At 71.9% G+C, this 23,169-nt stretch carries 20 protein-coding genes; 13 read left to right on the top strand and 7 right to left on the bottom strand.

All coding sequences use genetic code 11. From position 1 onward, the window contains the following. Nucleotides 1–83: 83 nt before the first annotated feature. Nucleotides 84–1,157 carry a hypothetical protein gene (locus ACIRBX_RS28050; RefSeq protein WP_402300705.1) on the bottom strand — a complete coding sequence of 358 codons (1,074 nt, stop codon included), beginning with the start codon at nt 1,155–1,157 and terminating at the stop codon, nt 84–86. 157 nt (nt 1,158–1,314) lie between these two features. Here ACIRBX_RS28050 and ACIRBX_RS28045 point away from each other — a divergent pair, with 157 nt between their 5' ends. Then, nucleotides 1,315–2,130 (top strand): hypothetical protein, encoded by an 816-nt coding sequence (locus ACIRBX_RS28045; RefSeq protein ID WP_402300703.1) that lies wholly within the window; start codon nt 1,315–1,317, stop codon nt 2,128–2,130. A 45-nt stretch (nt 2,131–2,175) separates the two neighbouring features. Here the strand turns inward: ACIRBX_RS28045 and ACIRBX_RS28040 are convergent, their stop codons facing one another. Together ACIRBX_RS28040 and ACIRBX_RS28035 are read right to left on the bottom strand one after the other, a co-directional pair. Then, on the bottom strand, nt 2,176–2,829 hold the full coding sequence (locus ACIRBX_RS28040) for an MBL fold metallo-hydrolase (RefSeq protein ID WP_402300701.1): 654 nt from the start codon (nt 2,827–2,829) through the stop codon (nt 2,176–2,178). A 53-nt stretch (nt 2,830–2,882) separates the two neighbouring features. Then, nucleotides 2,883–3,626, bottom strand: a complete 744-nt coding sequence (locus tag ACIRBX_RS28035; protein WP_402300699.1) for a maleylpyruvate isomerase family mycothiol-dependent enzyme — start codon at nt 3,624–3,626, stop codon at nt 2,883–2,885. A 313-nt stretch (nt 3,627–3,939) separates the two neighbouring features. Between ACIRBX_RS28035 and uvrA the strand changes: the two genes are divergently transcribed. The 12 genes from uvrA to ACIRBX_RS27975 all read left to right on the top strand — a co-directional run bounded on the left by uvrA (nt 3,940) and on the right by ACIRBX_RS27975 (nt 18,314). Next, complete coding sequence (gene uvrA, locus ACIRBX_RS28030; protein WP_402300696.1) at nt 3,940–6,885, top strand: excinuclease ABC subunit UvrA; 2,946 nt, start codon at nt 3,940–3,942, stop codon at nt 6,883–6,885. A 152-nt stretch (nt 6,886–7,037) separates the two neighbouring features. After that, nucleotides 7,038–7,481 (top strand): Rieske (2Fe-2S) protein, encoded by a 444-nt coding sequence (locus ACIRBX_RS28025; RefSeq protein WP_402300693.1) that lies wholly within the window; start codon nt 7,038–7,040, stop codon nt 7,479–7,481. A 161-nt stretch (nt 7,482–7,642) separates the two neighbouring features. Further along, on the top strand, nt 7,643–8,635 hold the full coding sequence (locus ACIRBX_RS28020) for an ArsR/SmtB family transcription factor (protein ID WP_402300690.1): 993 nt from the start codon (nt 7,643–7,645) through the stop codon (nt 8,633–8,635). A gap of 281 nt (nt 8,636–8,916) precedes the next feature. Next, nucleotides 8,917–10,974: an excinuclease ABC subunit UvrC gene (uvrC, locus tag ACIRBX_RS28015; protein ID WP_402300689.1), complete on the top strand. Its 2,058-nt coding sequence runs from the start codon at nt 8,917–8,919 to the stop codon at nt 10,972–10,974. A 77-nt stretch (nt 10,975–11,051) separates the two neighbouring features. Next, nucleotides 11,052–11,882: an RNase adapter RapZ gene (gene rapZ / locus ACIRBX_RS28010; protein ID WP_402300812.1), complete on the top strand. Its 831-nt coding sequence runs from the start codon at nt 11,052–11,054 to the stop codon at nt 11,880–11,882. A gap of 111 nt (nt 11,883–11,993) precedes the next feature. Continuing rightward, nucleotides 11,994–12,998, top strand: coding sequence for a uridine diphosphate-N-acetylglucosamine-binding protein YvcK (gene yvcK, locus ACIRBX_RS28005; RefSeq protein ID WP_402300809.1), 1,005 nt, complete (start codon nt 11,994–11,996; stop codon nt 12,996–12,998). Then, on the top strand, nt 12,989–13,969 hold the full coding sequence (gene whiA, locus ACIRBX_RS28000; RefSeq protein ID WP_345288653.1) for a DNA-binding protein WhiA: 981 nt from the start codon (nt 12,989–12,991) through the stop codon (nt 13,967–13,969). Before yvcK ends, whiA begins: the two co-directional genes overlap by 10 nt. A gap of 306 nt (nt 13,970–14,275) precedes the next feature. Next, nucleotides 14,276–15,280: a type I glyceraldehyde-3-phosphate dehydrogenase gene (gap, locus tag ACIRBX_RS27995; RefSeq protein ID WP_402300686.1), complete on the top strand. Its 1,005-nt coding sequence runs from the start codon at nt 14,276–14,278 to the stop codon at nt 15,278–15,280. A 159-nt stretch (nt 15,281–15,439) separates the two neighbouring features. Continuing rightward, complete coding sequence (locus ACIRBX_RS27990; protein ID WP_402300685.1) at nt 15,440–16,645, top strand: phosphoglycerate kinase; 1,206 nt, start codon at nt 15,440–15,442, stop codon at nt 16,643–16,645. Between the two features lie 3 nt (nt 16,646–16,648). After that, on the top strand, nt 16,649–17,434 hold the full coding sequence (gene tpiA, locus ACIRBX_RS27985) for a triose-phosphate isomerase (RefSeq protein ID WP_402300683.1): 786 nt from the start codon (nt 16,649–16,651) through the stop codon (nt 17,432–17,434). Between the two features lie 86 nt (nt 17,435–17,520). Continuing rightward, entirely contained in the window at nt 17,521–17,757 is a 237-nt protein-coding gene (secG, locus tag ACIRBX_RS27980) for a preprotein translocase subunit SecG (protein WP_402300681.1), read from the top strand. A 269-nt stretch (nt 17,758–18,026) separates the two neighbouring features. Next, nucleotides 18,027–18,314, top strand: coding sequence for an RNA polymerase-binding protein RbpA (locus tag ACIRBX_RS27975; protein ID WP_057240347.1), 288 nt, complete (start codon nt 18,027–18,029; stop codon nt 18,312–18,314). Between the two features lie 72 nt (nt 18,315–18,386). Here ACIRBX_RS27975 and pgl read toward each other — a convergent pair whose 3' ends face one another. The 4 genes from pgl to tal form a co-directional block, all read right to left on the bottom strand. Then, nucleotides 18,387–19,169 (bottom strand): 6-phosphogluconolactonase, encoded by a 783-nt coding sequence (gene pgl, locus ACIRBX_RS27970; RefSeq protein WP_402300680.1) that lies wholly within the window; start codon nt 19,167–19,169, stop codon nt 18,387–18,389. Further along, complete coding sequence (gene opcA / locus ACIRBX_RS27965; RefSeq protein ID WP_402300679.1) at nt 19,166–20,365, bottom strand: glucose-6-phosphate dehydrogenase assembly protein OpcA; 1,200 nt, start codon at nt 20,363–20,365, stop codon at nt 19,166–19,168. Before opcA ends, pgl begins: the two co-directional genes overlap by 4 nt. Next, on the bottom strand, nt 20,362–21,882 hold the full coding sequence (zwf, locus tag ACIRBX_RS27960) for a glucose-6-phosphate dehydrogenase (RefSeq protein WP_402300806.1): 1,521 nt from the start codon (nt 21,880–21,882) through the stop codon (nt 20,362–20,364). The genes opcA and zwf overlap by 4 nt, the downstream gene beginning before the upstream one ends. 105 nt (nt 21,883–21,987) lie before the next feature. Beyond that, the gene (gene tal / locus ACIRBX_RS27955; RefSeq protein WP_402300677.1) at nt 21,988–23,103 is read right to left on the bottom strand and encodes a transaldolase; all 1,116 of its coding nucleotides are present in this window, start codon (nt 23,101–23,103) and stop codon (nt 21,988–21,990) included. Nucleotides 23,104–23,169: the final 66 nt, after the last annotated feature.

The raw sequence follows: 23,169 nt of genomic DNA, 5'->3' as shown, positions 1-23,169 counted from the left end.
CGCTCCACCACCCCCGAACGGCAGCGGCCCCGACCACCCACCTCAGGTCGGGGCCGCTGCTCCGTCCTGCTCGGCAGCCCGCCTCAGCCCCCGAAGGCGGGGTAGCCGGGCAGCGGTGGCACGTCCCAGTCGAACGCCGCCGGCAGTGCGCGCGCCACTTCGCCGACCGCCGGCAGGCCCTCCAGGGCGCTCGCCGCCGCCCAGCGGTGCCGCAGCAGTTGGCGTGTGGTCGCCACCGGGCGGCGGGTGCGGTGCAGCGGCGCGTCCCGCTCGACGGCCCCCGCCAGCACCCGCACTGTGGCGTCCACCGTCCAGGCCGCGACCGCCCCGGCCATCCCGGCCTCCCAGCGGGCGTCGTCGGCCAGCTCCGGACGGGCCGTCAGCAGCTCGTCCCGGAAGGTCCGCTCGACCTCGGCGGCCAGTGGCTCCGGCAGCCGGAAGACGCACCAGCAGGTGGAGAACGGCATCCGGCAGTAGGCGGCGGTCAGGAAGACCGACTGGTAGCAGGCGCCCTCGAAGTCGATCAGCCGCAGGCCGTCCGGTGTCAGCAGGTTGTTGTCCGGGCAGGTGTCACCGGGCGTGAAGGCCGGGTACGCCCCGGTGCCGGCCGCCGCGATCCGCTCCAGCTCCCCGACCAGCCCGTCCGGCACCGGCAGGCCGAAGCGTTCGAGCAGCGCGGGCAGCACCTCGGCCTGCTCGGCCAGCCAGGGCAGCTCCTCCCACTCCGCCCCCTCCCAGTCCCGCCGGTACCCGGCCGCCGTCACCGCCAGCTCCGCCCGCCGGTCCACCGACCCGGCCGCCAGCCGCCCGAGCCCCCGGGCCCAGGCCAGCAGCCCGGCACGGGCCGCCGCCGGATCCGGCCCGAGCAGCACGTCCGCCAGGCTCGGCGCCTCCCCGAGGTCCTCCAGCACCAGCAGCGGCAGCTCCGCGTGCACCCCCAGCAACTCCGGCCCGGCCAGCCCCAACGACAGCCCCGCCGCCTCCGCCGCGAACCCGCGCCACGCGTCCGGCCCCTGCCCGAAGGCCTTCACCACCACGCTTCCGCCGCCCGCCGTCCGGCACCGCAGGACCGTGCTCCGGGTCGACCCCCCGAGGTCCACCGGATCACTGAGCCCGGTCCCGACCACGTCCTCGGCCGCCCGCACCATCGCATCCATCCCGGCATCCTGGCATCGGTCTCCGGCGGACGGCACCCGCTTTCCGGCCGGGCGCGGGTGCGCTGAACTGACGGTGAGTCACGGCTTGGCAACTCCCGGGTCGGTGGCCGGCCCGTTCTGGGAGGCTCGGCGGCACATCGCACCCGAGGAGCAGAGCGTGGCACATCCCCCGCAGTGGAACAGTCAGCCCCCGCCGACCCGTTCGTACCTCGAACTGATCAAGAAGAACAAGAAGGCGGCCGGGTTCGGCGCGGGCGGTGTGCTGCTCCTGATCCGGGTGGCCGCCGTGGCGGACCCCGCACCGACCTCGACGGTTCCGGTCGCGCAGGCCTCGCCGCCGCCCTCCTCGGCGCCTGCTGCTCCGGCGCCTGCGACTTCAGCGCCTGCTGCTCCGGCGCCTGCGACTTCAGCGCCTGCCGCTCCGGTGCCGGCGGCCTCGATGTCCGCGACACCGGCCCCGCCGGCTCCGGCCGCACCCGCAGCTGCGTCCCCGGACGCCGCGGAGCTGCCGAACTTCGTCGGGATGGGCCTGCAGTCCGCCCAGGACAAGGCTCCGGCCACCGGGTTCTCCTACCTGACCTCGCACGATGCGCTCGGCCGCTCGCGCCTCCAGATCGACGACCGGAACTGGAAGGTCTGCACGCAGTCGCCGGTGGCGGGTCGTCAGTCCGCGAGTGCGAAGGTCGACTTCGGCACGGTGCAGCTCGACGAGCAGTGCCCGGCCGCCGACCAGGGGGTGCAGATGCCGAAGGCGGGGGCCACCATGCCGGACTTCTCGGGGAAGGCGATGTCGACCGCCCGGCAGGCACTCGACCGCTCCACCAGCTTCGTCGTGAAGGACGTGCTGGAGAAGCGGATGGTGCTGGTCGAGTCGAACTGGCAGGTGTGCACCCAGGACCCGAAGCCGGGGACCGCCCTGAACGGACAGCCGGTGACGTTCGGCGTGGTGAAGTTCGAGGAGAAGTGTCCCTGAGAACACGCGAGTGCGGCGCCGGCCGGGCCGGCGCCGCACCGGGTGTCACCAGCCCCGGGTGCGCCACTCCGGGAGGTGGGGGCGTTCGGTGCCGAGGGTGGTGTCGCCGCCGTGGCCCGGGTAGATCCAGGTCTCGTCGGGGAGGACGTCGAAGAGCTTGGCGGTGACGTCGCGGTAGAGGGTGTCGAAGGCCGCAGGGTCGCCCCAGGTGTTGCCGACGCCGCCGGGGAAGAGGCAGTCGCCGGTGAAGACGTGCGGGTGGCCCTGGGGGTCGTCGTAGACCAGGACGATGGCGCCGGGGGTGTGGCCGGTGAGCTGGCGGACGGTCAGCTCGACCTGGCCGACCCGGAGGACGTCGCCGTCGTCGAGGGGGAGGGCGGTGGGGACGTCGATGGCCTCGGCGTCGATCCGGCCGGCCGCGGTGGTGGCGCCGGTGGCCTCGACCACGCCGGCCAGGGCGGCCCAGTGGTCGTGGTGGCGGTGGGTGGTGACCACGGTGGCCAGTCGGGGGCCGACGGTCTCCAGCAGGGTCTCGGGCTCGGCGGCCGCGTCGATCAGCAGCTGCTCGTCGGTGGCCCGGCAGCGCAGCAGGTAGGCGTTGTTGTCGTGCGGGCCGACCGCGATCTTGGTGATGATCAGGTGGGCCAGCTCCCGCACGTCCGGCGGGCCGCCGACCTTCACCGCTCCGTGGTACGTCATCGTTGCTGCCGCTCCTCGATCCTCGGGGCCGTCTGATGGACCATCATGCCCGCTCAGCCCATCGCCGGGAGGGCGGGCAGCGGGGCCGGGGCGGTGAGCGCCGAGCCGTCGGTGCGGCCGGAGAGCCAGCCGACCAGCTCGCGGACTGGGCCCTCGACGGTGACGGGGGCGCCGGCGGAGCCCCCGGTGGTGGCGGTCGCGCCGGTGTCGGTGGCGGTGAGGCGGAGCTCCGGAAGGCCGTCCGAGCCTTCGAACAGGGCGGCGAGCCGGGGGAGTTCGGCCTCGGCGAAGGCGAGCGGCCAGTCGGCGGGGGTGTAGCCGGCGGCCAGGTCGACCAGGTGGTACTCGACCTCCATCAGCCGCTTGCGGGGAAGTTCGTGGGCCGGGAAGACGTAGCCGGAGCGGTGCCTGAGCGGGGCGTTCCAGTTCTCCTCGGTGAGCCGGGCGGCGGCCTCGGTGAAGCGCCGGTGGCTGGCCCGCAGGTCCTCCCACTGCTCGGCCAGCGGGCGCGGGGCGTCCGCCTCGATGCCCCGGTCGCGGGCCTCGGCGCTGGCGTACTGCGGGATGTCGCGGCCGGTGGAGGCGCTGTCCAGCAGGTTGACCAGCGAGTCGGCGTTGCGCGAGATGTGGGCGAGGACGTGGCCCCGGGTCCAGCCGGGCAGCGCGGAGGGCTGCGGCACCTGCTCGTGCGAGAGCTCGGCCGCGACCCGGAGCAGGGTGGCGGTGGAGTCCTCGACGGCCTTCAGGTCGGCGGCGGCCCGGGCGGCCGCGCCCGCGTTGTCAGTGGTGTCGGTCATCGTGGTGGCAGCGCTCCCGGGTTGCGGTGGCCGAGGGCGTTGCCCGGAGGGGCCGCGCCTCGTTGACGTTCCGGACGCTACCGGTGGGCGCGGGGCCTGAGCAGCAGGTTTTGCGGAGAGCGTCAGTTCGGCCCGTCCGGGCCGTCACTCGTTCGGGTGGACCTGGCTGGACGCGGTCGTTATTCGAACGCATGAGCTAGTAGGCTGACTGGCGCACACTGGAAGAATTCACCCGATTGCGCTTGTTGGTCCCAAGCAGTGGGCCACGCAGCCCTTCCCAGCCACCCTCCCTCGGAGAAAGGCGCCAGAAGCAGTGGCCGACCGCCTCATCGTCCGCGGTGCTCGCGAGCACAACCTCAAGAACGTCTCGCTCGACCTGCCGCGCGACTCCCTCATCGTCTTCACCGGCCTCTCCGGCTCGGGCAAGTCCTCGCTCGCCTTCGACACGATCTTCGCTGAGGGCCAGCGCCGCTACGTCGAGTCGCTGTCCTCCTACGCCCGCCAGTTCCTGGGCCAGATGGACAAGCCCGACGTGGACTTCATCGAGGGCCTCTCCCCGGCCGTCTCGATCGACCAGAAGTCGACCAACCGGAACCCGCGGTCGACCGTCGGCACCATCACCGAGGTCTACGACTACCTCCGCCTGCTGTTCGCCCGGATCGGCAAGCCGCACTGTCCGCACTGCGCCCGCCCGATCGCCAAGCAGTCCCCGCAGGCGATCGTGGACCGGGTGCTGGAGCTGCCCGAGGGCACCCGCTTCCAGGTGCTCAGCCCGGTGGTCCGGGAGCGCAAGGGCGAGTTCGTCGACCTCTTCGCCGACCTGCAGTCCAAGGGCTACGCCCGGGCCCGGGTGGACGGCGCGACGATCCAGCTGACCGAGCCGCCGACGCTCAAGAAGCAGGAGAAGCACACCATCGAGGTGGTCGTCGACCGCCTCACCGTGAAGTCCACCGCCAAGCGCCGGCTGACCGACTCGGTCGAGACCGCGCTGCGGCTCGGCGGCGGCATGGTGGTGCTCGACTTCGTCGACCTCGCGGAGGACGACCCGGAGCGCGAGCGGATGTACTCCGAGCACCTCTACTGCCCGTACGACGACGTGTCGTTCGAGGAGCTGGAGCCCCGCTCGTTCTCCTTCAACTCGCCGTTCGGCGCCTGCCCGGACTGCTCGGGCCTGGGCAGCCGGATGGAGGTGGACCCGGAGCTGGTGGTCCCCGACGAGGAGAAGTCGCTGGACGAGGGCGCCATCCACCCGTGGTCCCAGGGCCACACCAAGGAGTACTTCTCCCGGCTGACCGACGCGCTGGCCGGTGAGCTCGGCTTCCGCACCGACCTGCCGTGGGCCGGGCTGCCGCAGCGGGCCCGCAAGGCGCTGCTGTACGGCCACAAGACCCAGGTCGAGGTCCGGTACAACAACCGCTACGGGCGCGAGCGTTCGTACACCGCGCCGTTCGAGGGTGCCATCCCGTTCGTGACGCGCCGTCACTCCGAGTCGGAGAGCGACAGCAGCCGCGAGCGCTTCGAGGGCTACATGCGCGAGGTGCCCTGCCCGACCTGCCGGGGCACCCGGCTCAAGCCGGTGATCCTGGCCGTCACCATCCTCGACAAGTCGATCGCCGACGTCTCCGCGATGTCGATCGCCGACTGCGCCGAGTTCCTCGGCGCGATGAAGCTGAACGCGCGGGACAAGCAGATCGCCGAGCGGGTGCTCAAGGAGGTCAACGAGCGGCTGCGCTTCCTGGTCGACGTCGGCCTGGACTACCTCTCGCTGAACCGCGCGGCCGGCACCCTCTCCGGCGGCGAGGCCCAGCGCATCCGGCTGGCCACCCAGATCGGCTCCGGCCTGGTCGGCGTGCTCTACGTGCTGGACGAGCCCTCCATCGGACTGCACCAGCGGGACAACCACCGGCTGATCGAGACCCTGGTCCGCCTGCGCGACATCGGGAACACGCTGATCGTCGTCGAGCACGACGAGGACACCATCAAGACCGCCGACTGGGTGGTCGACATCGGCCCCGGCGCCGGTGAGCACGGCGGCAAGGTGGTGCACTCCGGCTCGCTCAAGGAGCTGCTGGACAACGAGGAGTCGATGACCGGGCAGTACCTGTCCGGCCGCCGCTCCATCCCCACCCCGGCGGTCCGCCGCCCGCGCGACAAGAAGCGCCAGCTGGTGGTGCACGGCGCCCGCGAGCACAACCTCCGGGACGTCACGGTCGGCTTCCCGCTCGGCACCTTCACCGCGATCACCGGCGTCTCCGGCTCCGGCAAGTCCACGCTGGTGAACGACATCCTCTACACCCACCTCGCCCGCGAGCTGAACGGGGCGCGCAGCGTCCCCGGCCGGCACACCCGGATCACCGGCACCGAGCTGGTGGACAAGGTGGTGCACGTCGACCAGTCGCCGATCGGCCGCACCCCGCGCTCCAACCCGGCCACCTACACCGGAGTCTTCGACAACATCCGCAAGCTCTTCGCGGAGACCCAGGAGGCCAAGGTCCGGGGCTACCTCCAGGGCCGGTTCTCCTTCAACGTCAAGGGCGGGCGCTGCGAGCACTGCTCCGGCGACGGCACCATCAAGATCGAGATGAACTTCCTGCCCGACGTCTACGTGCCGTGCGAGGTCTGCCACGGCGCCCGGTACAACCGGGAGACGCTGGAGGTGCACTACAAGGGGAAGTCCATCGCCGAGGTGCTGGACATGCCGATCGAGGAGGCCATGCACTTCTTCGAGGCCGTCCCCTCGATCGCCCGCCACCTGCGCACGCTGAACGACGTCGGCCTCGGCTACGTCCGGCTCGGCCAGTCCGCGCCGACCCTCTCCGGCGGCGAGGCGCAGCGCGTCAAGCTCGCCTCCGAGCTGCAGAAGCGCTCCACCGGCCGCACGGTCTACGTGCTGGACGAGCCCACCACCGGCCTGCACTTCGAGGACATCAGCAAGCTGATCAAGGTCCTCGACGGCCTGGTGGAGAAGGGGAACACGGTCATCGTCATCGAGCACAACCTCGACGTCATCAAGACCGCCGACTGGCTGGTCGACATGGGCCCCGAGGGCGGCTCCGGCGGCGGCATGGTGGTCGCCGAGGGCACCCCGGAGGAGGTGGCCGCCGTGACGGCCAGTCACACCGGCAAGTTCCTCCGGGACATCCTGCTGCCGGCCGCCCCGGTGCTGGCCCAGGGCAAGGCCTCGGCGAAGGCCCCCGCCAAGGCCCCCGCGAAGAAGGCCGCCGCGCCCCGGAAGCGGGTGGCAGCGGCGAAGAAGTAGCCCGGCGCGGAGGCGGTACGGCGCAGAGGCAGTACGGCGCACGGGCGGCCGACGCGCGCACGGACGGGCCGCTCCCCCAGGGGGAGCGGCCCGTCCGGCGTCCCGGCATAGACTGCGTCGGTCGAGCCGAGTGCACTGAGGGAGCGTCACCGATGACCGAGACCACGCCCGCCCGGCCCGCGCCGGCCGTGCCCGTGACCAGCCGCCGGACCCTGCTCTGCGGGGCCGTGCTGGCCGCCGGTGGCGCGGGCGCGCTGACGGCCTGCGGGTCCTCCGGCTCCGCGGACCAGCCGGCCGCGAGCGGTCCGGTGCAGGTCGGTGCGGTGGCGGACGTGCCGGTGGGCGGCGGCAAGGTCTACCGCGAGCAGCGGATCGTGGTCACCCAGCCCGCCGAGGGGCAGTACAAGGCGTTCAGCGCCAAGTGCACCCACGCCGGCTGCGTGGTTGACGAGGTCAAGGACGGCACCGTCAACTGCCCCTGCCACTACAGCAAGTTCACCATCGCCGACGGTGCGGTCAAGGAGGGCCCGGCGCCCAGTCCGCTGCCGCAGTACCAGGTCGTGGTCAAGGACGGGGCGTTCCAGGTCACCAAGTAGCAGGTCGGGTGCGGCTGCTGCCGTACGGGCCCGGCCATGCCGGTGGGGCGGCGTGGCCGGGCCGGCGCGCTGTCCGTACCCCCGTACCGGGCAGCGGCGTCGGGGACGATCCTGCGGGGTGGGCGGGGGTTCCCGCCAGGGGATTAGGGGGTGGCTTAAAGGTGCTGCGCATCCATCTGACGGCGGACGACCTCGCGCGGGTGCGGGTCGCGCCGACGGCCGGGCCGCTGGCGGAGACCTTCCACGGACTGGCCAAGCTGACCGGGCCGCTCGGCTGCTCCCAGTTCCGGCCCTGGAGACGGCAGTTCGGCGGTCGGCTGGCCGCGGAGCTGCGCCCGCTGGCCTCGCTGATACCCGGCCCCGGCGCGCGCTTCGACCTCGGGGCGCTCACCGGCACCGACCCCTCGGTGGAGGTCGGCATCGACCGGCTGCTCAGCGCCCCCGACCGGCTGGTCCGCCTCGAACTCGGCCCGATCGCCACCCCGCAGGCCGACCCGCGCTGGATCCGCGCCCTGCTGGAGGGCGACCTGACCGCCCGTCAGCTGCTCGCCGACTCGCTGCGCGCCTCCCACGACGCCACCGTCGGCCCGTACTGGGCCCGGATCCGGGCCCACCTGGACGCCGTCCGGGCCGACCTGGCGCGCACCCTGCTGGACGGCGGGGTGGAGCAGCTGCTCGCCACCTTCTGCGTCCCCGGCATCCGCTGGCACGCCCCCGTCCTGGAGGTCGACTACCCGAACGACGTGGAGATCCACCTCTGCGGTCGCGGACTGGTCCTGCTGCCGATGGCCTTCCAGGCCGACCCGCCCACCCTGCTCACCGACACCATGGACCCGGACGCCCCGCACGCCCTGGCCTTCCCCACCGTCCGCGACCCGCTCGCCGCCGCGCACCTCCTCACCCCCGACCCGACCGCCCGGCACTCCCTCGGAGCCCTCCTCGGCCGCACCCGCGCCGCCGCCCTCGACGTGGTCACCGACGGCTGCACCACCACCGAGCTGGCTCGCCGCCTCAACGTCTCCCCGGCCGCCGCCAGCCAGCACGCCACGGTGCTGCGCAACGCCAACCTGATCACCACTCAGCGCCGCGGCGGCGCCGTCCTGCACACCATCACCCCGCTGGGCGCGGACCTGTTGAACCGCACGGGGTTGTGAGAGGGCGGGGTGCGCTCCGCGCGGGGTGGGGTGGGCGAGTGGGGAGTGGCGCGGATCTGCTGTGCCGGGCGGGGTTGTGAGGGCGGGGGTGTGCTCCGCGCGGGATGGGGCGTGGGTGGGGGTGGCACGGACCTGTTGAACCGGGCGGGGTTGTGAGGGTGTGGGGTGCGCTCCGCGCGGGGTGAGGTGGGGGAGTGGCATGGAGGTGGCGAACCGCAGCGGGTGCCTAGCTGACGGACAGGGCCCCGGGGTGTCGGTCCGGGTCGGTACGGTAGGGGACTATGGCAGACCCCTCCACGTACCGGCCCGCTCCCGGGGCCATTCCGACCTCGCCCGGTGTGTACAAGTTCCGTGACGGGCACGGGCGGGTCATCTACGTGGGGAAGGCGAAGAGCCTTCGGCCCCGGCTCTCCTCGTACTTCCAGGACGTGGCGAACCTGCACCCGCGGACGGCCACCATGGTGACCACGGCGGCCTCGGTCGAGTGGACGGTGGTGGCCACCGAGGTCGAGGCGCTGCAGCTGGAGTACTCCTGGATCAAGGAGTTCGACCCCCGGTTCAACGTCAAGTACCGGGACGACAAGAGCTATCCGGAGCTGGCGGTCACCCTCAACGAGGAGTACCCGAGGGTCCAGGTGATGCGCGGGGCGCACAGGAAGGGCGTGCGGTACTTCGGGCCCTACGGGCACGCCTGGGCGATCCGCGAGACGGTCGACCTGATGCTGCGGGTCTTCCCGGTGCGGACCTGCTCGAACGGGGTGTTCAAGCGGGCGAAGCAGATCGGCCGGCCCTGCCTGCTCGGCTACATCGGCAAGTGCGCGGCACCCTGCGTGGGGAAGATCTCCGCCGAGGAGCACGCCGAACTCGCCGAGGAGTTCTGCGACTTCATGGCCGGTCGGACGGGCAACCACCTGCGCCGGGTGGAGCAGGAGATGCAGCAGGCCGCCGCCGCGATGGAGTACGAGAAGGCGGCCCGGCTGCGCGACGACCTCGGGGCGCTCCGGCGGGCGATGGAGAAGAACGCGGTGGTGCTCGGCGACGGCACCGACGCCGACCTGCTGGCACTGGCCGAGGACGAGCTCGAAGCCGCGGTGCAGATCTTCCACGTGCGCGGCGGCCGGGTGCGCGGCCAGCGCGGCTGGGTCACCGACAAGGTGGAGGACGTCGACACCGCCGGGCTGGTGGAGCACGCGCTGCAGCAGCTCTACGGCGGCGGCTCCGGCTCGGAGTCGGTGCCGCGCGAGGTGCTGGTGCCCGCGCTGCCGGAGCCGGCCGGGCCGGTGCAGGAGTGGCTGAGCGGGCTGCGCGGCTCGCAGGTGGACCTGCGGGTGCCGCAGCGCGGGGACAAGAAGGACCTGATGGCCACCGTGCAGAGGAACGCCCAGCAGTCGCTGGTGCTGCACAAGACCAAGCGGGCCTCCGACCTGACGACCCGTAGCCGGGCGCTGCAGGAGATCGCCGAGGCGCTGGAGCTGGATTCGGTGCCGCTGCGCATCGAGTGCTTCGACATCTCGCACCTGCAGGGCCAGGACGTGGTGGCCTCGATGGTGGTCTTCGAGGACGGCCTGGCCCGCAAGAGCGAGTACCGCCGCTTCCAGATCAAGGGCTTCGAGGGCCAGGACGACGTCCGCTCGATGCACGAGGTGATCACCCGTCGGTTCCGCCGCTACCTCCAGGAGCGCGAGCAGACCGGCGAGTGGGCGGTCGAGGAGGACGGCCCCGAGGAGCCGAGCGGGCCGCGGACCGAGGACGGGCGGCCCAGGCGCTTCGCCTACCCGCCGCAGCTGGTGGTGGTCGACGGCGGGCAGCCCCAGGTGGCCGCCGCGCAGCGGGCGTTGGAGGAGCTGGGGATCGACGACGTGGCGGTCTGCGGGCTGGCCAAGCGGCTGGAGGAGGTGTGGCTGCCCGGCCAGGACGACCCGGTGGTGCTGCCGCGCTCCAGCGAGGGCCTCTACCTGCTCCAGCGGGTCCGCGACGAGGCGCACCGCTTCGCCATCACCTACCAGCGGGCCAAGCGGGCCAAGCGGCTCACGGCGGGGGAGCTGGACTCCGTCCCCGGCCTCGGCGAGACTCGCCGCCAGGCACTCCTCAAGCACTTCGGATCGTTGAAGAAGCTGCGGGCCGCCACCGTGGCGGAGATCTGCGAGGTGCCGGGGATCGGCCGGCGGACGGCGGAGACTGTTGTCGCGGCGTTGGCCGTCCGTACACCGGTCGCTCCGGCCGTGAACACCGCCACCGGCGAGATCATTGACGACGGCACGGCCGGCGACGGCACGGGCGACCACAGCAGCAGCATCGGCAGTAGCAACGGCAGGACCGAGAGCGGGGACCAGAAGTGACTGCGGCAGACCACGGGGGCACCACCCAGAAGACGGGCGGCGTCGAGAGCTCCCCCGAGCTGGTGATCATCTCCGGCATGTCCGGAGCCGGGCGGAGCACCGCCGCCAAGTGCCTGGAGGACCTGGGCTGGTTCGTGGTGGACAACCTCCCCCCGGCCCTGATCCCGACCATGGTGGACCTCGGCGCCCGCTCGCAGGGCGCGGTGCCCCGGATCGGCGCGGTGGTGGACGTCCGGGGGCGGAAGTTCTTCGACGACCTGCTGACCTCGCTGGAGGAGCTGGAGAAGCGCGGCGTCCGACTCCGGGTGGTCTTCCTGGAGTCCTCCGACGAGGCCCTGGTGCGCCGCTTCGAGTCGGTCCGCCGCCCGCACCCGCTGCAGGCCGACGGCCGGATCGTGGACGGCATCGAGCGCGAGCGCGACCTGCTGCGCGAGCTGCGCGGCGAGGCCGACCTGGTGATCGACACCTCCGACCTGAACGTGCACCAGCTCCGGGCCAAGCTGGACGCGGCCTTCGCCGACCACGACGAGCCCGAGCTGCGCGCCACCGTGATGTCCTTCGGCTTCAAGTACGGCCTGCCGGTCGACGCCGACCTGGTGGTGGACTGCCGCTTCCTGCCGAACCCGCACTGGGTGCCCGAGCTGCGGGCCCGCACCGGCACCGACCCCGACGTGGCCGGCTACGTCTTCCAGCAGCCGGGGTCGAACGAGTTCCTCAACGGCTACGCGGAGCTCCTCAAAATCGTCACCGAGGGCTACCGCCGCGAGGGGAAGCGGTACATGACCCTTGCCGTAGGCTGCACCGGTGGGAAGCACCGCAGCGTGGCGATGTCCGAGCGGCTGACGAAGCGTCTGATCGCGGACGGCGTCGAGACGGTGCTGGTCCACCGCGACATGGGCCGGGAGTGACCACCACGGGCCCGACCGGCCGGGAGTGACGGAACCGGCCCCGCTGTCGCTCGTACAGGCATGGTGGAACGACGGACTGGGGTCGGCGTGGCAGTGGTGGGGCACTCGGCGATGGGGCCGGCGAGGCAGCGGCGCGCGCCCAGGATCGCCGCGCTCGGTGGTGGCCAGGGGCTGTCCGCCTCGCTCTCCGCGCTGCGCAGGCTGACCACCGAGCTGACCGCCGTGGTCACCGTCGCCGACGACGGCGGCTCCAGCGGTCGGCTCCGGGCCGAGCTGGGCGTGCTCCCGCCGGGCGACCTGCGCAAGGCGCTGGCCGCGCTCTGCGGGGACGACGAGTGGGGCCGGACCTGGTCCGAGGTGATCCAGCAGCGCTTCACCGGGGACGGCGAGCTGGGCGGCCACGCGGTGGGCAACCTGCTGATCGTGGCGCTCTGGGAGAAACTCGGCGATCCGGTGGCCGCGCTGGACTGGGTCGGCCGGCTGCTGAACGTGCAGGGCCGGGTGCTGCCGATGTCGGCGGTGCCGCTGGACATCGAGGCCGAGGTGCGCGGGCACGACCCGGCCCACCCGGCCGAGCTGACCGCCGTCCGGGGGCAGGCCCACGTGGCCGTCACCCCCGGCACGGTGGAGTCGATCCGGCTGCTGCCCGAGGATCCCCCGGCCGTGCCGGAGGCGGTCAAGGCGGTGCTGGACGCGGACTGGGTGGTGCTCGGCCCGGGCTCCTGGTTCACGAGCGTGCTGCCGCACCTGCTGGTGCCCGAGCTGGCCGCCGCGCTCTCCGAGACCCGGGCCCGCCGGCTGCTGACCCTCAACCTGGCCCCGCAGCCGGGCGAGACCGAGGGCTTCACCCCGCAGCGCCACCTGGAGGTGTTCGCCGACCACGCCCCGGGGCTCTCGGTGGATGCGATCCTTGTCGACGAGCGCGCCGTCACCGGTGGCGCCTTCGGCCAGGCGGACCTGGCCGGCCTGGAGAAGGCCGCCGCGCGGATGGGTGCCGTACTGGTGCTCGACCGGGTCGCCGCCGCGGACGGCACGCCGCGACACGACCGGGAGCTGTTGGCGGCTGCGTACGACCGGATTTTCCGGACACATGGAAGGATCGGCCCATGGCGATGACGGCAGCGGTCAAGGACGAAATCAGCCGGCTCCCCGTCACCCGGGCCTGCTGCCGAAAGGCAGAGGTCTCGGCGATCCTCCGGTTCGCGGGCGGTCTCCACATCGTGAGCGGCCGGATCGTGATCGAGGCGGAGCTGGACACCGGCATTGCGGCCCGGAGGCTGCGCAAGGACCTGTTGGAGATCTTCGGACACTCCTCGGACCTGGTGGTGATGGCACCCGGCGGGCTGCGGCGCGGCAGCCGGTACGTGGTGCGGGTGGTGAAGGACGGCGAACTGCTGGCCCGGCAGACCGGGCTGGTGGACGGGCGCGGGCGCCCGATCCGGGGGCTCCCCCCGGCGGTGGTCTCGGGCGCGACCTGTGACGCGGAGGCCGCCTGGCGCGGGGCCTTCCTGGCGCACGGCTCGCTGACCGAGCCCGGCCGCTCCTCCTCCCTGGAGATCACCTGCCCCGGCTCGGAGGCGGCGCTCGCCCTGGTCGGCGCGGCCCGTCGGCTGGGCATCCCGGCCAAGGCCCGCGAGGTGCGCGGGGTGGACCGGGTGGTGATCCGGGACGGCGACGCGATCGGCGCGCTGCTCACCCGGCTGGGTGCGCACGAATCCGTGCTGGCCTGGGAGGAGCGCCGGATGCGGCGCGAGGTCCGGGCCACCGCGAACCGGCTGGCCAACTTCGACGACGCCAACCTGCGCCGCTCGGCCCGGGCCGCGGTGGCGGCCGGTGCCCGGGTGCAGCGGGCGCTGGAGATCCTCGGCGAGGAGGTGCCCGAGCACCTCGCGGCCGCCGGCCAGCTGCGGATGCAGCACAAGCAGGCCTCGCTGGAGGAGCTCGGCGCGCTGGCCGACCCGCCGCTCACCAAGGACGCGGTGGCCGGCCGGATCCGCCGGCTGCTGGCGATGGCCGACAAGCGGGCCTCCGAGCTCGGCCTGCCGAGCACCGAGGCGAGCCTGACCGACGAGATGGCGATGAACTGACCGGCGCACCCGGGCGGGGCTGACGGGGCCTCAGGACGCTCACACACCGAACGGCCGGTGTCCACATGGTGGACACCGGCCTTCGTGGCACCTGACGGGCCGTCGGGTGCCGAGGGGGTGGGCCCAACTGCCCTGCGGGGTCGGGACGTAGGGCCTGACAAGGTCCCGAAAGCCCGTCAGTGCTGGGCCGCAGCGGTGAGGCGATGTGCCCAGCCCGGCCCCGGAGAGGTAGGGTCATAGGTGGTCGGGGACATCCCATTTCCATCGCGTCGGGCTACCGGCGTTACCCAATAAGGAGATCGGTTCGTGACGATCCGGGTAGGCATCAACGGATTCGGCCGCATCGGCCGCAACTTCTTCCGTGCGGTTAAGTCCCAGGGCGCGGACATCGAGATCGTCGGTGTGAACGACCTGACCGACACCAAGACCCTGGCTCACCTCCTCAAGTACGACTCCATCCTCGGAACCCTCCAGGCCGAGGTCTCCCACACCGCCGACAGCATCACCGTCGACGGTCACACCTTCAAGGTGATCGCCGAGCGCGACCCGGCCAACCTCCCCTGGGGGGAGCTGGGCGTGGACATCGTCATCGAGTCCACCGGCATCTTCACCAAGGCGGACGCTGCGAAGAAGCACGTCACCGCCGGTGCGAAGAAGGTCATCATCTCGGCGCCGGCGACGGACGAGGACGTCACCATCGTGATGGGCGTCAACGACGAGAAGTACGACCCGGCGAACCACACGGTCATCTCCAACGCCTCCTGCACCACCAACTGCGTGGCGCCGATCGCCAAGGTCCTCCAGGAGAACTTCGGCATCGTCAAGGGTCTGATGACCACCGTCCACGCGTTCACCAACGACCAGGTGACGCTGGACTTCCCGCACAAGGACCTGCGTCGTGCGCGCGCGGCGTCCATCAACATCATCCCGACCTCGACGGGTGCCGCCAAGGCCACCGCCCTGGTCCTGCCCGAGCTCAAGGGCAAGCTGGACGGCACCTCGCTGCGCGTGCCGGTCCCGACCGGCTCGATCACCGACCTGGTGGTCACCCTCGAGCGCGAGGTCACCGTCGAGGAGGTCAACGCCGCCTTCCAGAAGGCGTCCGAGGGCTCCCTCAAGGGCATCCTGCAGTACACCGAGGACCCGATCGTCTCCTCCGACATCGTGAACTCGCCGTTCTCCACGATCTTCGACTCGCTGATGACCATGGTCCAGGGCAACCAGGTCAAGGTCTTCGGCTGGTACGACAACGAGTGGGGTTACTCGAACCGCCTGGTCAACCTCACCACCCTCGTCGGTGGCCAGCTCTGATCCAGCGGAAGCTGATGTGATGTGAGCAGCGGCCCGGACGCCTGGCGTTCGGGCCCCTGCTCTGCGTCCCTCACCCGGGTCGGGACGCCCGGGTTGCCACTGCCGAGCGGTCCGCCGTCGTGCCGCTGCCACCTCCTCTTCCCAGGAGATCCGTCCACCGTGAAGAAGATCGAAGACCTCCAGGTCAACGGCCAGCGGGTGTTCGTCCGCGCCGACCTGAACGTGCCGCTGTCGAACGGTGCCATCACCGACGACGGCCGCATCCGCGCCGTCGCCCCGACCATCGCCAAGCTGGTCGCGGCCGGTGCCAAGGTGATCGTCGCTTCCCATCTGGGCCGCCCCAAGGGCGAGCCCGACCCGCAGTACTCGCTCGCCCCGGTCGCCGTCCGCCTCGGCGAGGTGCTGGGCCGGCCGGTGTCGTTCGCCACCGACACCGTGGGCGAGAGCGCGAAGGCCACCGTCGCCGCCCTCGGCGACGGCGAGGTCACGCTGCTGGAGAACCTGCGCTTCAACGCCGGCGAGACCGCCAAGGACGACGCCGAGCGCGGTGCCTTCGCCGACGAGCTGGCCGCCCTGGCCGACCTCTACGTGGGCGACGGCTTCGGTGCGGTGCACCGCAAGCACGCCTCGGTCTACGACCTCCCGGCCCGCCTGCCGCACGCGGTCGGCGACCTGATCGCCACCGAGGTCGGCGTGCTCAAGCGGCTGACCGACGAGGTCGAGCGCCCCTACGTGGTGGTGCTCGGCGGCTCCAAGGTCTCCGACAAGGTCGGCGTGATCGACAACCTGCTGGGCAAGGCCGACCGCATCCTGATCGGCGGCGGCATGGCGTACACCTTCCTCGCGGCCCAGGGCCACGAGGTCGGCATCTCGCTGCTGCAGAAGGACCAGATCCCGACCGTGCTGGAGTACCTCAAGCGCGGTGCGGAGACCGGCGTCGAGTTCGTGATCCCGGTGGACGTGGCGATCTCCGCCAGCTTCCCGGACACCAAGACCCACGCCCCGGTCGAGGACTTCGAGATCGTCGACGCGGACAAGATCCCCGCCGACAAGGAGGGCCTGGACATCGGCCCGAAGACCCAGCAGCTGTTCGCCGAGAAGCTGGCGGACGCGAAGACCGTGTTCTGGAACGGCCCGGTCGGTGTCTTCGAGCACCCGGCCTTCGCCGAGGGCACCAAGGCCGTCGCGCAGGCGCTGCTGGACAGCGACGCGTTCACCGTGGTCGGAGGCGGCGACTCGGCCGCCGCCGTCCGCATCCTGGGCTTCGACGAGAACGAGTTCGGGCACATTTCGACCGGCGGTGGCGCGAGCCTCGAGTACCTGGAGGGCAAGTCCCTCCCCGGTCTCACCGCCCTGGAAGGCTGAGACATGACGGACCGTCTCCCGCTGATGGCGGGCAACTGGAAGATGAACCTCGACCACTTCGAGGCCATCCACCACACCCAGAAGCTGGCGTTCTCGCTGGCCGACAAGGACTTCGCGGCCGTCGAGGTCGCCGTCCTGGTCCCGTTCACCGACCTGCGCTCGGTGCAGACCCTGGTGGACGGCGACAAGCTGAAGATCAAGTACGGCGCCCAGGACATCTCGGCGCACGACTCCGGTGCGTACACCGGCGAGGTCTCCGGCCCGATGCTCTCCAAGCTCAACTGCACCTTCGTGGCGATCGGCCACTCGGAGCGGCGCCAGTACCACGGCGAGAACGAGGAGATCGTCAACGCCAAGGTGAAGGCCGCCTACCGCAACGGGATCACCCCGATCCTGTGCGTCGGCGAGCCGCTGGAGATCCGCAAGGCGGGCACCCACGTCGAGTACACCCTGGCCCAGCTGGACGGTGCGCTGGACGGCGTCACCGCCGAGCAGGCCGAGTCGATCGTGGTCGCGTACGAGCCGGTCTGGGCGATCGGCACCGGCGAGGTGGCCACCCCCGAGGACGCGCAGGAGGTCTGCGCGGCGATCCGGGTCCGGCTCGGCGAGCTGTACTCGGCCGAGCTGGCCGGCAAGGTCCGTGTACTGTACGGCGGTTCGGTGAAGTCCTCCAGCGCGGCCGGCCTGATGGCCAAGCCCGACGTGGACGGCGCGCTGATCGGCGGGGCCTCGCTGGACGCCGAGGAGTTCGTCAAGATCGTGCGCTACCGGGATCAGGCAGTAGGCTAACGCCCCACCGGCAACGTAGGCTTTGGGGCCGGACCGCTTCGTGCGGCCCGGCCCCTTCGCCGAAGATACGAGAGATTGGTCCCGCTGTGGTTCTCGGGTTCACGATTAGCCTGATCGTCTTCAGCCTGCTGATGATCCTCCTGGTGCTGCTGCACAAGGGCAAGGGCGGCGGTCTCTCCGACATGTTCGGTGGCGGCGCGATGTCCACCGGTGGCGGTTCGGCGGTCGCCGAGCGCAACCTCGACCGGATCACCATCATCGTCGGCCTCGGCTGGTTCGCCAGCATCGTGGTGCTCGGCCTGGTGCTCAAGTACAAGAGCTGACACCGCACTTCGGGCTTCCCCGGTCCTGCCGGACTCCTGACGCGGCGTCGGGTCGCGGCTTATGCTCGGAAGCGGTGAAGCGCCGGGAGTGGTGCGGACAGTTCCTTAACCGCTGCTTACACTAGGACGACTTCGCCACCGGGCGCGGGCGTTCCAGCCCCCTTCCCCGGGCAGCGGCCGAGATCGCAACGCACCAGTAAGCCTTCGCAGGGAGTCAGACCGTGGCAAGTGGCAACGCCATCCGTGGCAGCAGAGTCGGCGCCGGCCCGATGGGCGAGGCGGAGCGCGGCGAGTCCGCCCCCCGCAACCGGATCTCCTTCTGGTGCGCGAACAAGCACGAGACCAAGCCGAGCTTCGCCGCCGAAGCGGTCATCCCGGACACCTGGGACTGCCCGCGCTGCGGCTTCCCGGCCGGGCAGGACGAGCACAACCCGCCCGCCCCCTCGCGGAACGAGCCGTACAAGACCCACCTCGCCTACGTCCGCGAGCGCCGCACCGACGCCGACGGCGAGGCGATCCTGGCCGAGGCGCTGGCCAAGCTCCGGGGCGAGATCTGACCGGACGTCAACCGTCGTACGCAGCAGGGCCCGGCTTCCGAACGGAAGCCGGGCCCTGACGCTTGCCCACCCTCAGGCCGAGGCCGGGGGGTAGAGCTGCGGCGGGATCTTGGCCGCCGCGGCCTTGTCCAGCAGCCAGAGGGTGCGGGCGGTGCCGTAGGCGCCGGAGGCCGGGGCCAGCAGCTCGCCCGGGCCGGTCAGGGCCAGGGCGACGGCGTCGGCCTTGTCCTCGCCGGCCGCCAGCAGCCAGACCTCGCGGGCCGTGCGGATGGCGGGCAGGGTGAGCGAGACCCGGACGGGCGGGGGCTTGGGGGCTCCCCGGACGCCGACCACGGTCAGCTCGGTCTCCCGGACACCGGGGTGCTCGGGGAAGAGCGAGGCGACGTGGGTGTCCGGGCCGACGCCGAGCAGCAGGACGTCGAAGGCGGGCACCGGCCCGCGTCCGGCGGCCTCGGCCAGCTCCTCGGCGTACCGCTCGGCGGCGGCCTCCACGTCCGAGCCGTCCGGGCCGTCCGAGGCGGGCATCTCGTGCACCCGGGAGGGGTCGAGCGGCACCGCGTCGAGCAGCTCGGCCCGGGCCTGGGTGGCGTTGCGCTCCGGGTCCCCGGCGGGGAGGTAGCGCTCGTCGCCCCACCAGAGGTCGATCCGGCCCCAGTCCACCGCGTCCCGGGCCGGGGAGGCGGCGATGGCGGCCAGCAGCGCGTTGCCGTTGCGCCCGCCGGTGAGCACCACCGAGGCGGTGCCCCGGGCGGACTGGGCGTCCACGATCCGGGTGATCAGCCGGGCGGCGGCGGCCTCGGCCATCAGCTCCTTGTCGCCGTGCACGACCAGCTGCGGGGTGGAGGCGTTGCTCACGAGCCCGCCTTCTTCCGCGTGGTGGCCTTCTTGGCGGCCGGTGCCTTCTTGGCCGGAGCGGCCTTCTCGGCGGTGGCCTTCCCGGTGGCCGGAGCCTTCGCGGCCGGTGCCTTCTTGGCCGGAGCCTTCCGGGCGGGGGCCTTCGTGTCGGGGGCCTTCGGGGCGGCGGGAGCCTCGGCGGCGGGCGCCTCCTCGATCCGGGCGGTGACCCGGGCCGGGGCGGCGACGGCGGCCTCGACCACCGGAGCAGCCGTCACCTGCTCCGACTTGGGCTCCTTGAGTCGCTCGATCGGCGTCTTCACGGCGGCCGCGTAGATGTCGTCCGGGTCGAGCCGGCGCAGCTCCTCGGCGATCAGCTCGGCCGTCTCCCGCCGCTTCAGGGCGACCTGACGGTCCGGCGCACCGGGCATCGACAGGGTGCCCATCAGACCGTCGGGGCGGTCCAGCACGATGTCGCCGTCCTGGGTCCGCAGGGTGACCGAGGTGATGCCCGGACCGGCCGTCACCACCCGCTCCACCGGCACCCGCAGACGGGTCGTCAGCCAGAGGCCGAGCAGCTCGACGCTCGGGTTGTACGACTCGCCCTCCACCACGGCGGAGGTGACGGTGACCGGGCGCTGGTCCAGGGCGGCGGCCAGCATGGAGCGCCAGCCGGTGATCCGGGTCCAGGCCAGGTCGGTGTCGCCGGGGGCGTAGCTGGCGGCCCGCTGGGCCAGCTGGCCGACCGGGGACTCGGCGGTGACGGCGTCGGTGATCCGGCGCTGGGCCAGTGCGCCGAGCGGGTCCTGGGCGGGGTGCAGCGGGGCGTTCTCCGGCCACCAGACCACCACGGGGGCGTCCGGGAGCAGCAGCGGGAGGACCACCGACTGGGCGTGCGAGGCGAGTTCGCCGTGCATCCGGAGGATGACGGTCTCGCCGGAGCCGGCGTCGGTGCCGACCAGGATCTCCGCGTCGAGCCGGGTCTCGGCCCGGGCGCGCGGCGAGCGGCCGGCCCGCTTGATGACGGCCAGGATCCGCGAGGGGTGCTCGCGGGAGGCGTCGTTGGCGGCCCTGAGGGCGTCGTAGGCGCTGCCCTCGTCGGTCACGATCACCAGGGTGAGGACCATGCCGGCCGCGGTCGAGCCGCTCTCCCGGCGGGCGTCCATCAGGGCCGCGTTGATCTTGCTGGAGGTGGTGTTGGTGAGGTCGGTCTTCATGGCCGGCGCCAGCTCCTGCCGTCTCGTGCGAGCATCTCGTCCGCCTCGGCGGGACCCCAGGTACCGGAGGCGTACTGGGCGGGGGTGCCGTGGGTGTCCCAGTACTGCTCGACCGGGTCGAGGATCTGCCAGGACAGCTCGACCTCCTGGTGGCGCGGGAAGAGGTTGGCGTCGCCGAGCAGCACGTCCAGGATGAGCCGCTCGTACGCCTCCGGGCTGGACTCGGTGAAGGACTCGCCGTAGGCGAAGTCCATCGTGACGTCGCGGACCTCGAAGGAGGTGCCCGGCACCTTGGAGCCGAACCGCACGGTGACGCCCTCGTCCGGCTGGACCCGGATGACCAGGGCGTTCTGCCCCAGCTCCTCGGTCGCGTAGGAGTCGAACGGCAGGTACGGGGCGCGCTGGAAGACCACCGCGATCTCGGTGACCCGGCGGCCCAGCCGCTTGCCGGTGCGCAGGTAGAACGGCACCCCGGCCCAGCGGCGGTTGTTGATCTCCAGCTTGATGGCGGCGTAGGTGTCGGTCTTGGACTCGGGGTTGATGCCGTCTTCGTCCAGGTAGCCGACCACCTCCTCGCCGCCCTGCCAGCCGGCCGCGTACTGGCCGCGCACGGTGTGCTCGCCCAGGTCGGCCGGGAGCCGGACGGCGCTGAGCACCTTGAGCTTCTCGGCCACCAGCGCCTTGGGGTGGAAGGAGGCGGGCTCCTCGATGGCGGTCAGCGCCATCAGCTGGAGCAGGTGGTTCTGGATGACGTCACGGGCCGAGCCGATGCCGTCGTAGTACCCGGCCCGGCCGCCGATGCCGATGTCCTCGGCCATGGTGATCTGCACGTGGTCCACGTAGGACCGGTTCCAGATCGGCTCGAACATCGAGTTGGCGAAGCGGAGCGCCAGGATGTTCTGGACGGTCTCCTTGCCGAGGTAGTGGTCGATCCGGAAGACCTCGTCACGGGGGAAGACCTCGTGCACGATCCGGTTCAGCTCCTGGGCGCTGGCCAGGTCGTGACCGAAGGGCTTCTCGATCACGGCGCGCCGCCAGGAGCCGGCCGGCGGGTCCGCCAGGCCGTGCTTCTTGAGCTGCTTGACCACGATCGGGAAGGCGCCGGGCGGGACGGACAGGTAGAAGGCGAAGTTGCCGCCGGTGCCCTGGGCCTCGTCCAGCTCGGTGATGGTCTTGCGCAGGTGCTCGAACGCCTCGTCGTCGTCGAAGGTGCCCTGCACGAACCGCATGCCCTTGGCCAGCTGCTGCCAGACCTCCTCGCGGAACGGGGTCCGGGCGTGCTGCTTGACCGCGTCGTGGACCTCCTTGGCGAAGTCCTCGTCCTCCCACTCGCGGCGGGCGAAGCCGACGAGCGAGAAGCCCGGCGGCAGCAGGCCGCGGTTGGCCAGGTCGTAGATGGCCGGCATCAGCTTCTTGCGCGACAGGTCGCCGGTGACCCCGAAGATGACCAGGCCCGACGGCCCCGCGATGCGCGGGAGCCGTCGGTCGGCGGGGTCACGCAGCGGATTCGAGGGCACGGGCGGGGGATCGCCCTGCTCGCCCTCGGCCCCGGACAGGTCGGGGAAGGTTTCAGTGCTCACTGGTGGTGAACTCCGCTTCGTGGACGTCGGTGTGAGCGGGTGTCAGTTCTGCTCGGCGAAGGAGGCGAGCGAGGCGGTGACGGTGTCCAGCAGTTCGGTCCAGGACTGCTCGAACTTCTGCACGCCCTCGTCCTCCAGCACCTGGACCACGTCGTCGTAGTCCACGCCGGCCGCCGCGATGGCGTCCATCACGGCCTGGGCGTCGGCGTAGTTGGGGGTGATGGTGTCGCCGGTGACCACGCCGTGGTCGCCGGTGGCGTCCAGGGTGGCCTCGGGCATGGTGTTGACGGTGCCCGGCGCGACCAGCTCGGTCACGTACAGGGTGTCCGGGAGGTTCGGGTCCTTGACGCCGGTCGAGGCCCAGAGCGGGCGCTGCGGCTTGGCGCCGGCCGCCTCCAGCGCCTTCCAGCGCTCGCTGCCGAACACCTCCTCGTAGGCCTGGTAGGCGAGCCGGGCGTTGGCCAGCGCGGCCTTGGAGCGGAGCTCCTTGGCGTCGCCGCCGATCTTGTCCAGGCGCTTGTCGATCTCGGTGTCGACGCGCGAGACGAAGAAGGAGGCGACCGACTCGATCTGGGACAGGTCGAGGCCGGTGGCCTTGGCCTTCTCCAGGCCGGTCAGGTAGGCGTCCATCACCGCGCGGTAGCGCTCCAGCGAGAAGATCAGCGTGACGTTGACGCTGATGCCCTTGCCGAGCACCTCGGCGATGGCGGGCAGGCCGGCCTTGGTGGCGGGGATCTTGATCAGCACGTTCGGGCGGTCGACCAGCCACCACAGCTGCTTGGCCTCGGCCACCGTCGCGGCGGTCTCGTGCGCCAGCCGCGGGTCGACCTCGATGGAGACCCGGCCGTCGCGGCCGTTGCTGGCGTCGTAGACCGGGCGCAGCACGTCGGCCGCGTCCCGCACGTCCGAGGTGGTGATCATGCGGATCGCCTCGTCGGTGGTGACCTTGCGGACCGCCAGGTCGCGCAGCTGGCCGTCGTAGGCCTGGCTGCCGCCGCCGATGGCCTTCTGGAAGATGGTCGGGTTGGTGGTGACGCCGACCACGTGCTTGCTCTGCACCAGCTCGGCCAGGTTCCCGGAGTTCAGCCGGTCACGGCTCAGGTCGTCCAGCCAGATCGCCACGCCCTCGTCGCTGAGGCGCTTCAGTGCGTCAGTCATGGTGCTTCATTCCTCTTCTGTGCTGATGGGAAGTCAGGAAAGGGGTGGGCACCCTCGCGGATACCC

The organism is Kitasatospora sp. NPDC096147 (assembly GCF_044763225.1).
Classification (GTDB): Bacteria; Actinomycetota; Actinomycetes; order Streptomycetales; family Streptomycetaceae; genus Kitasatospora.
The sequence above is the reverse complement of the archived record's forward strand: the minus strand, read 5'-3'. Positions and strand labels throughout refer to the sequence as shown.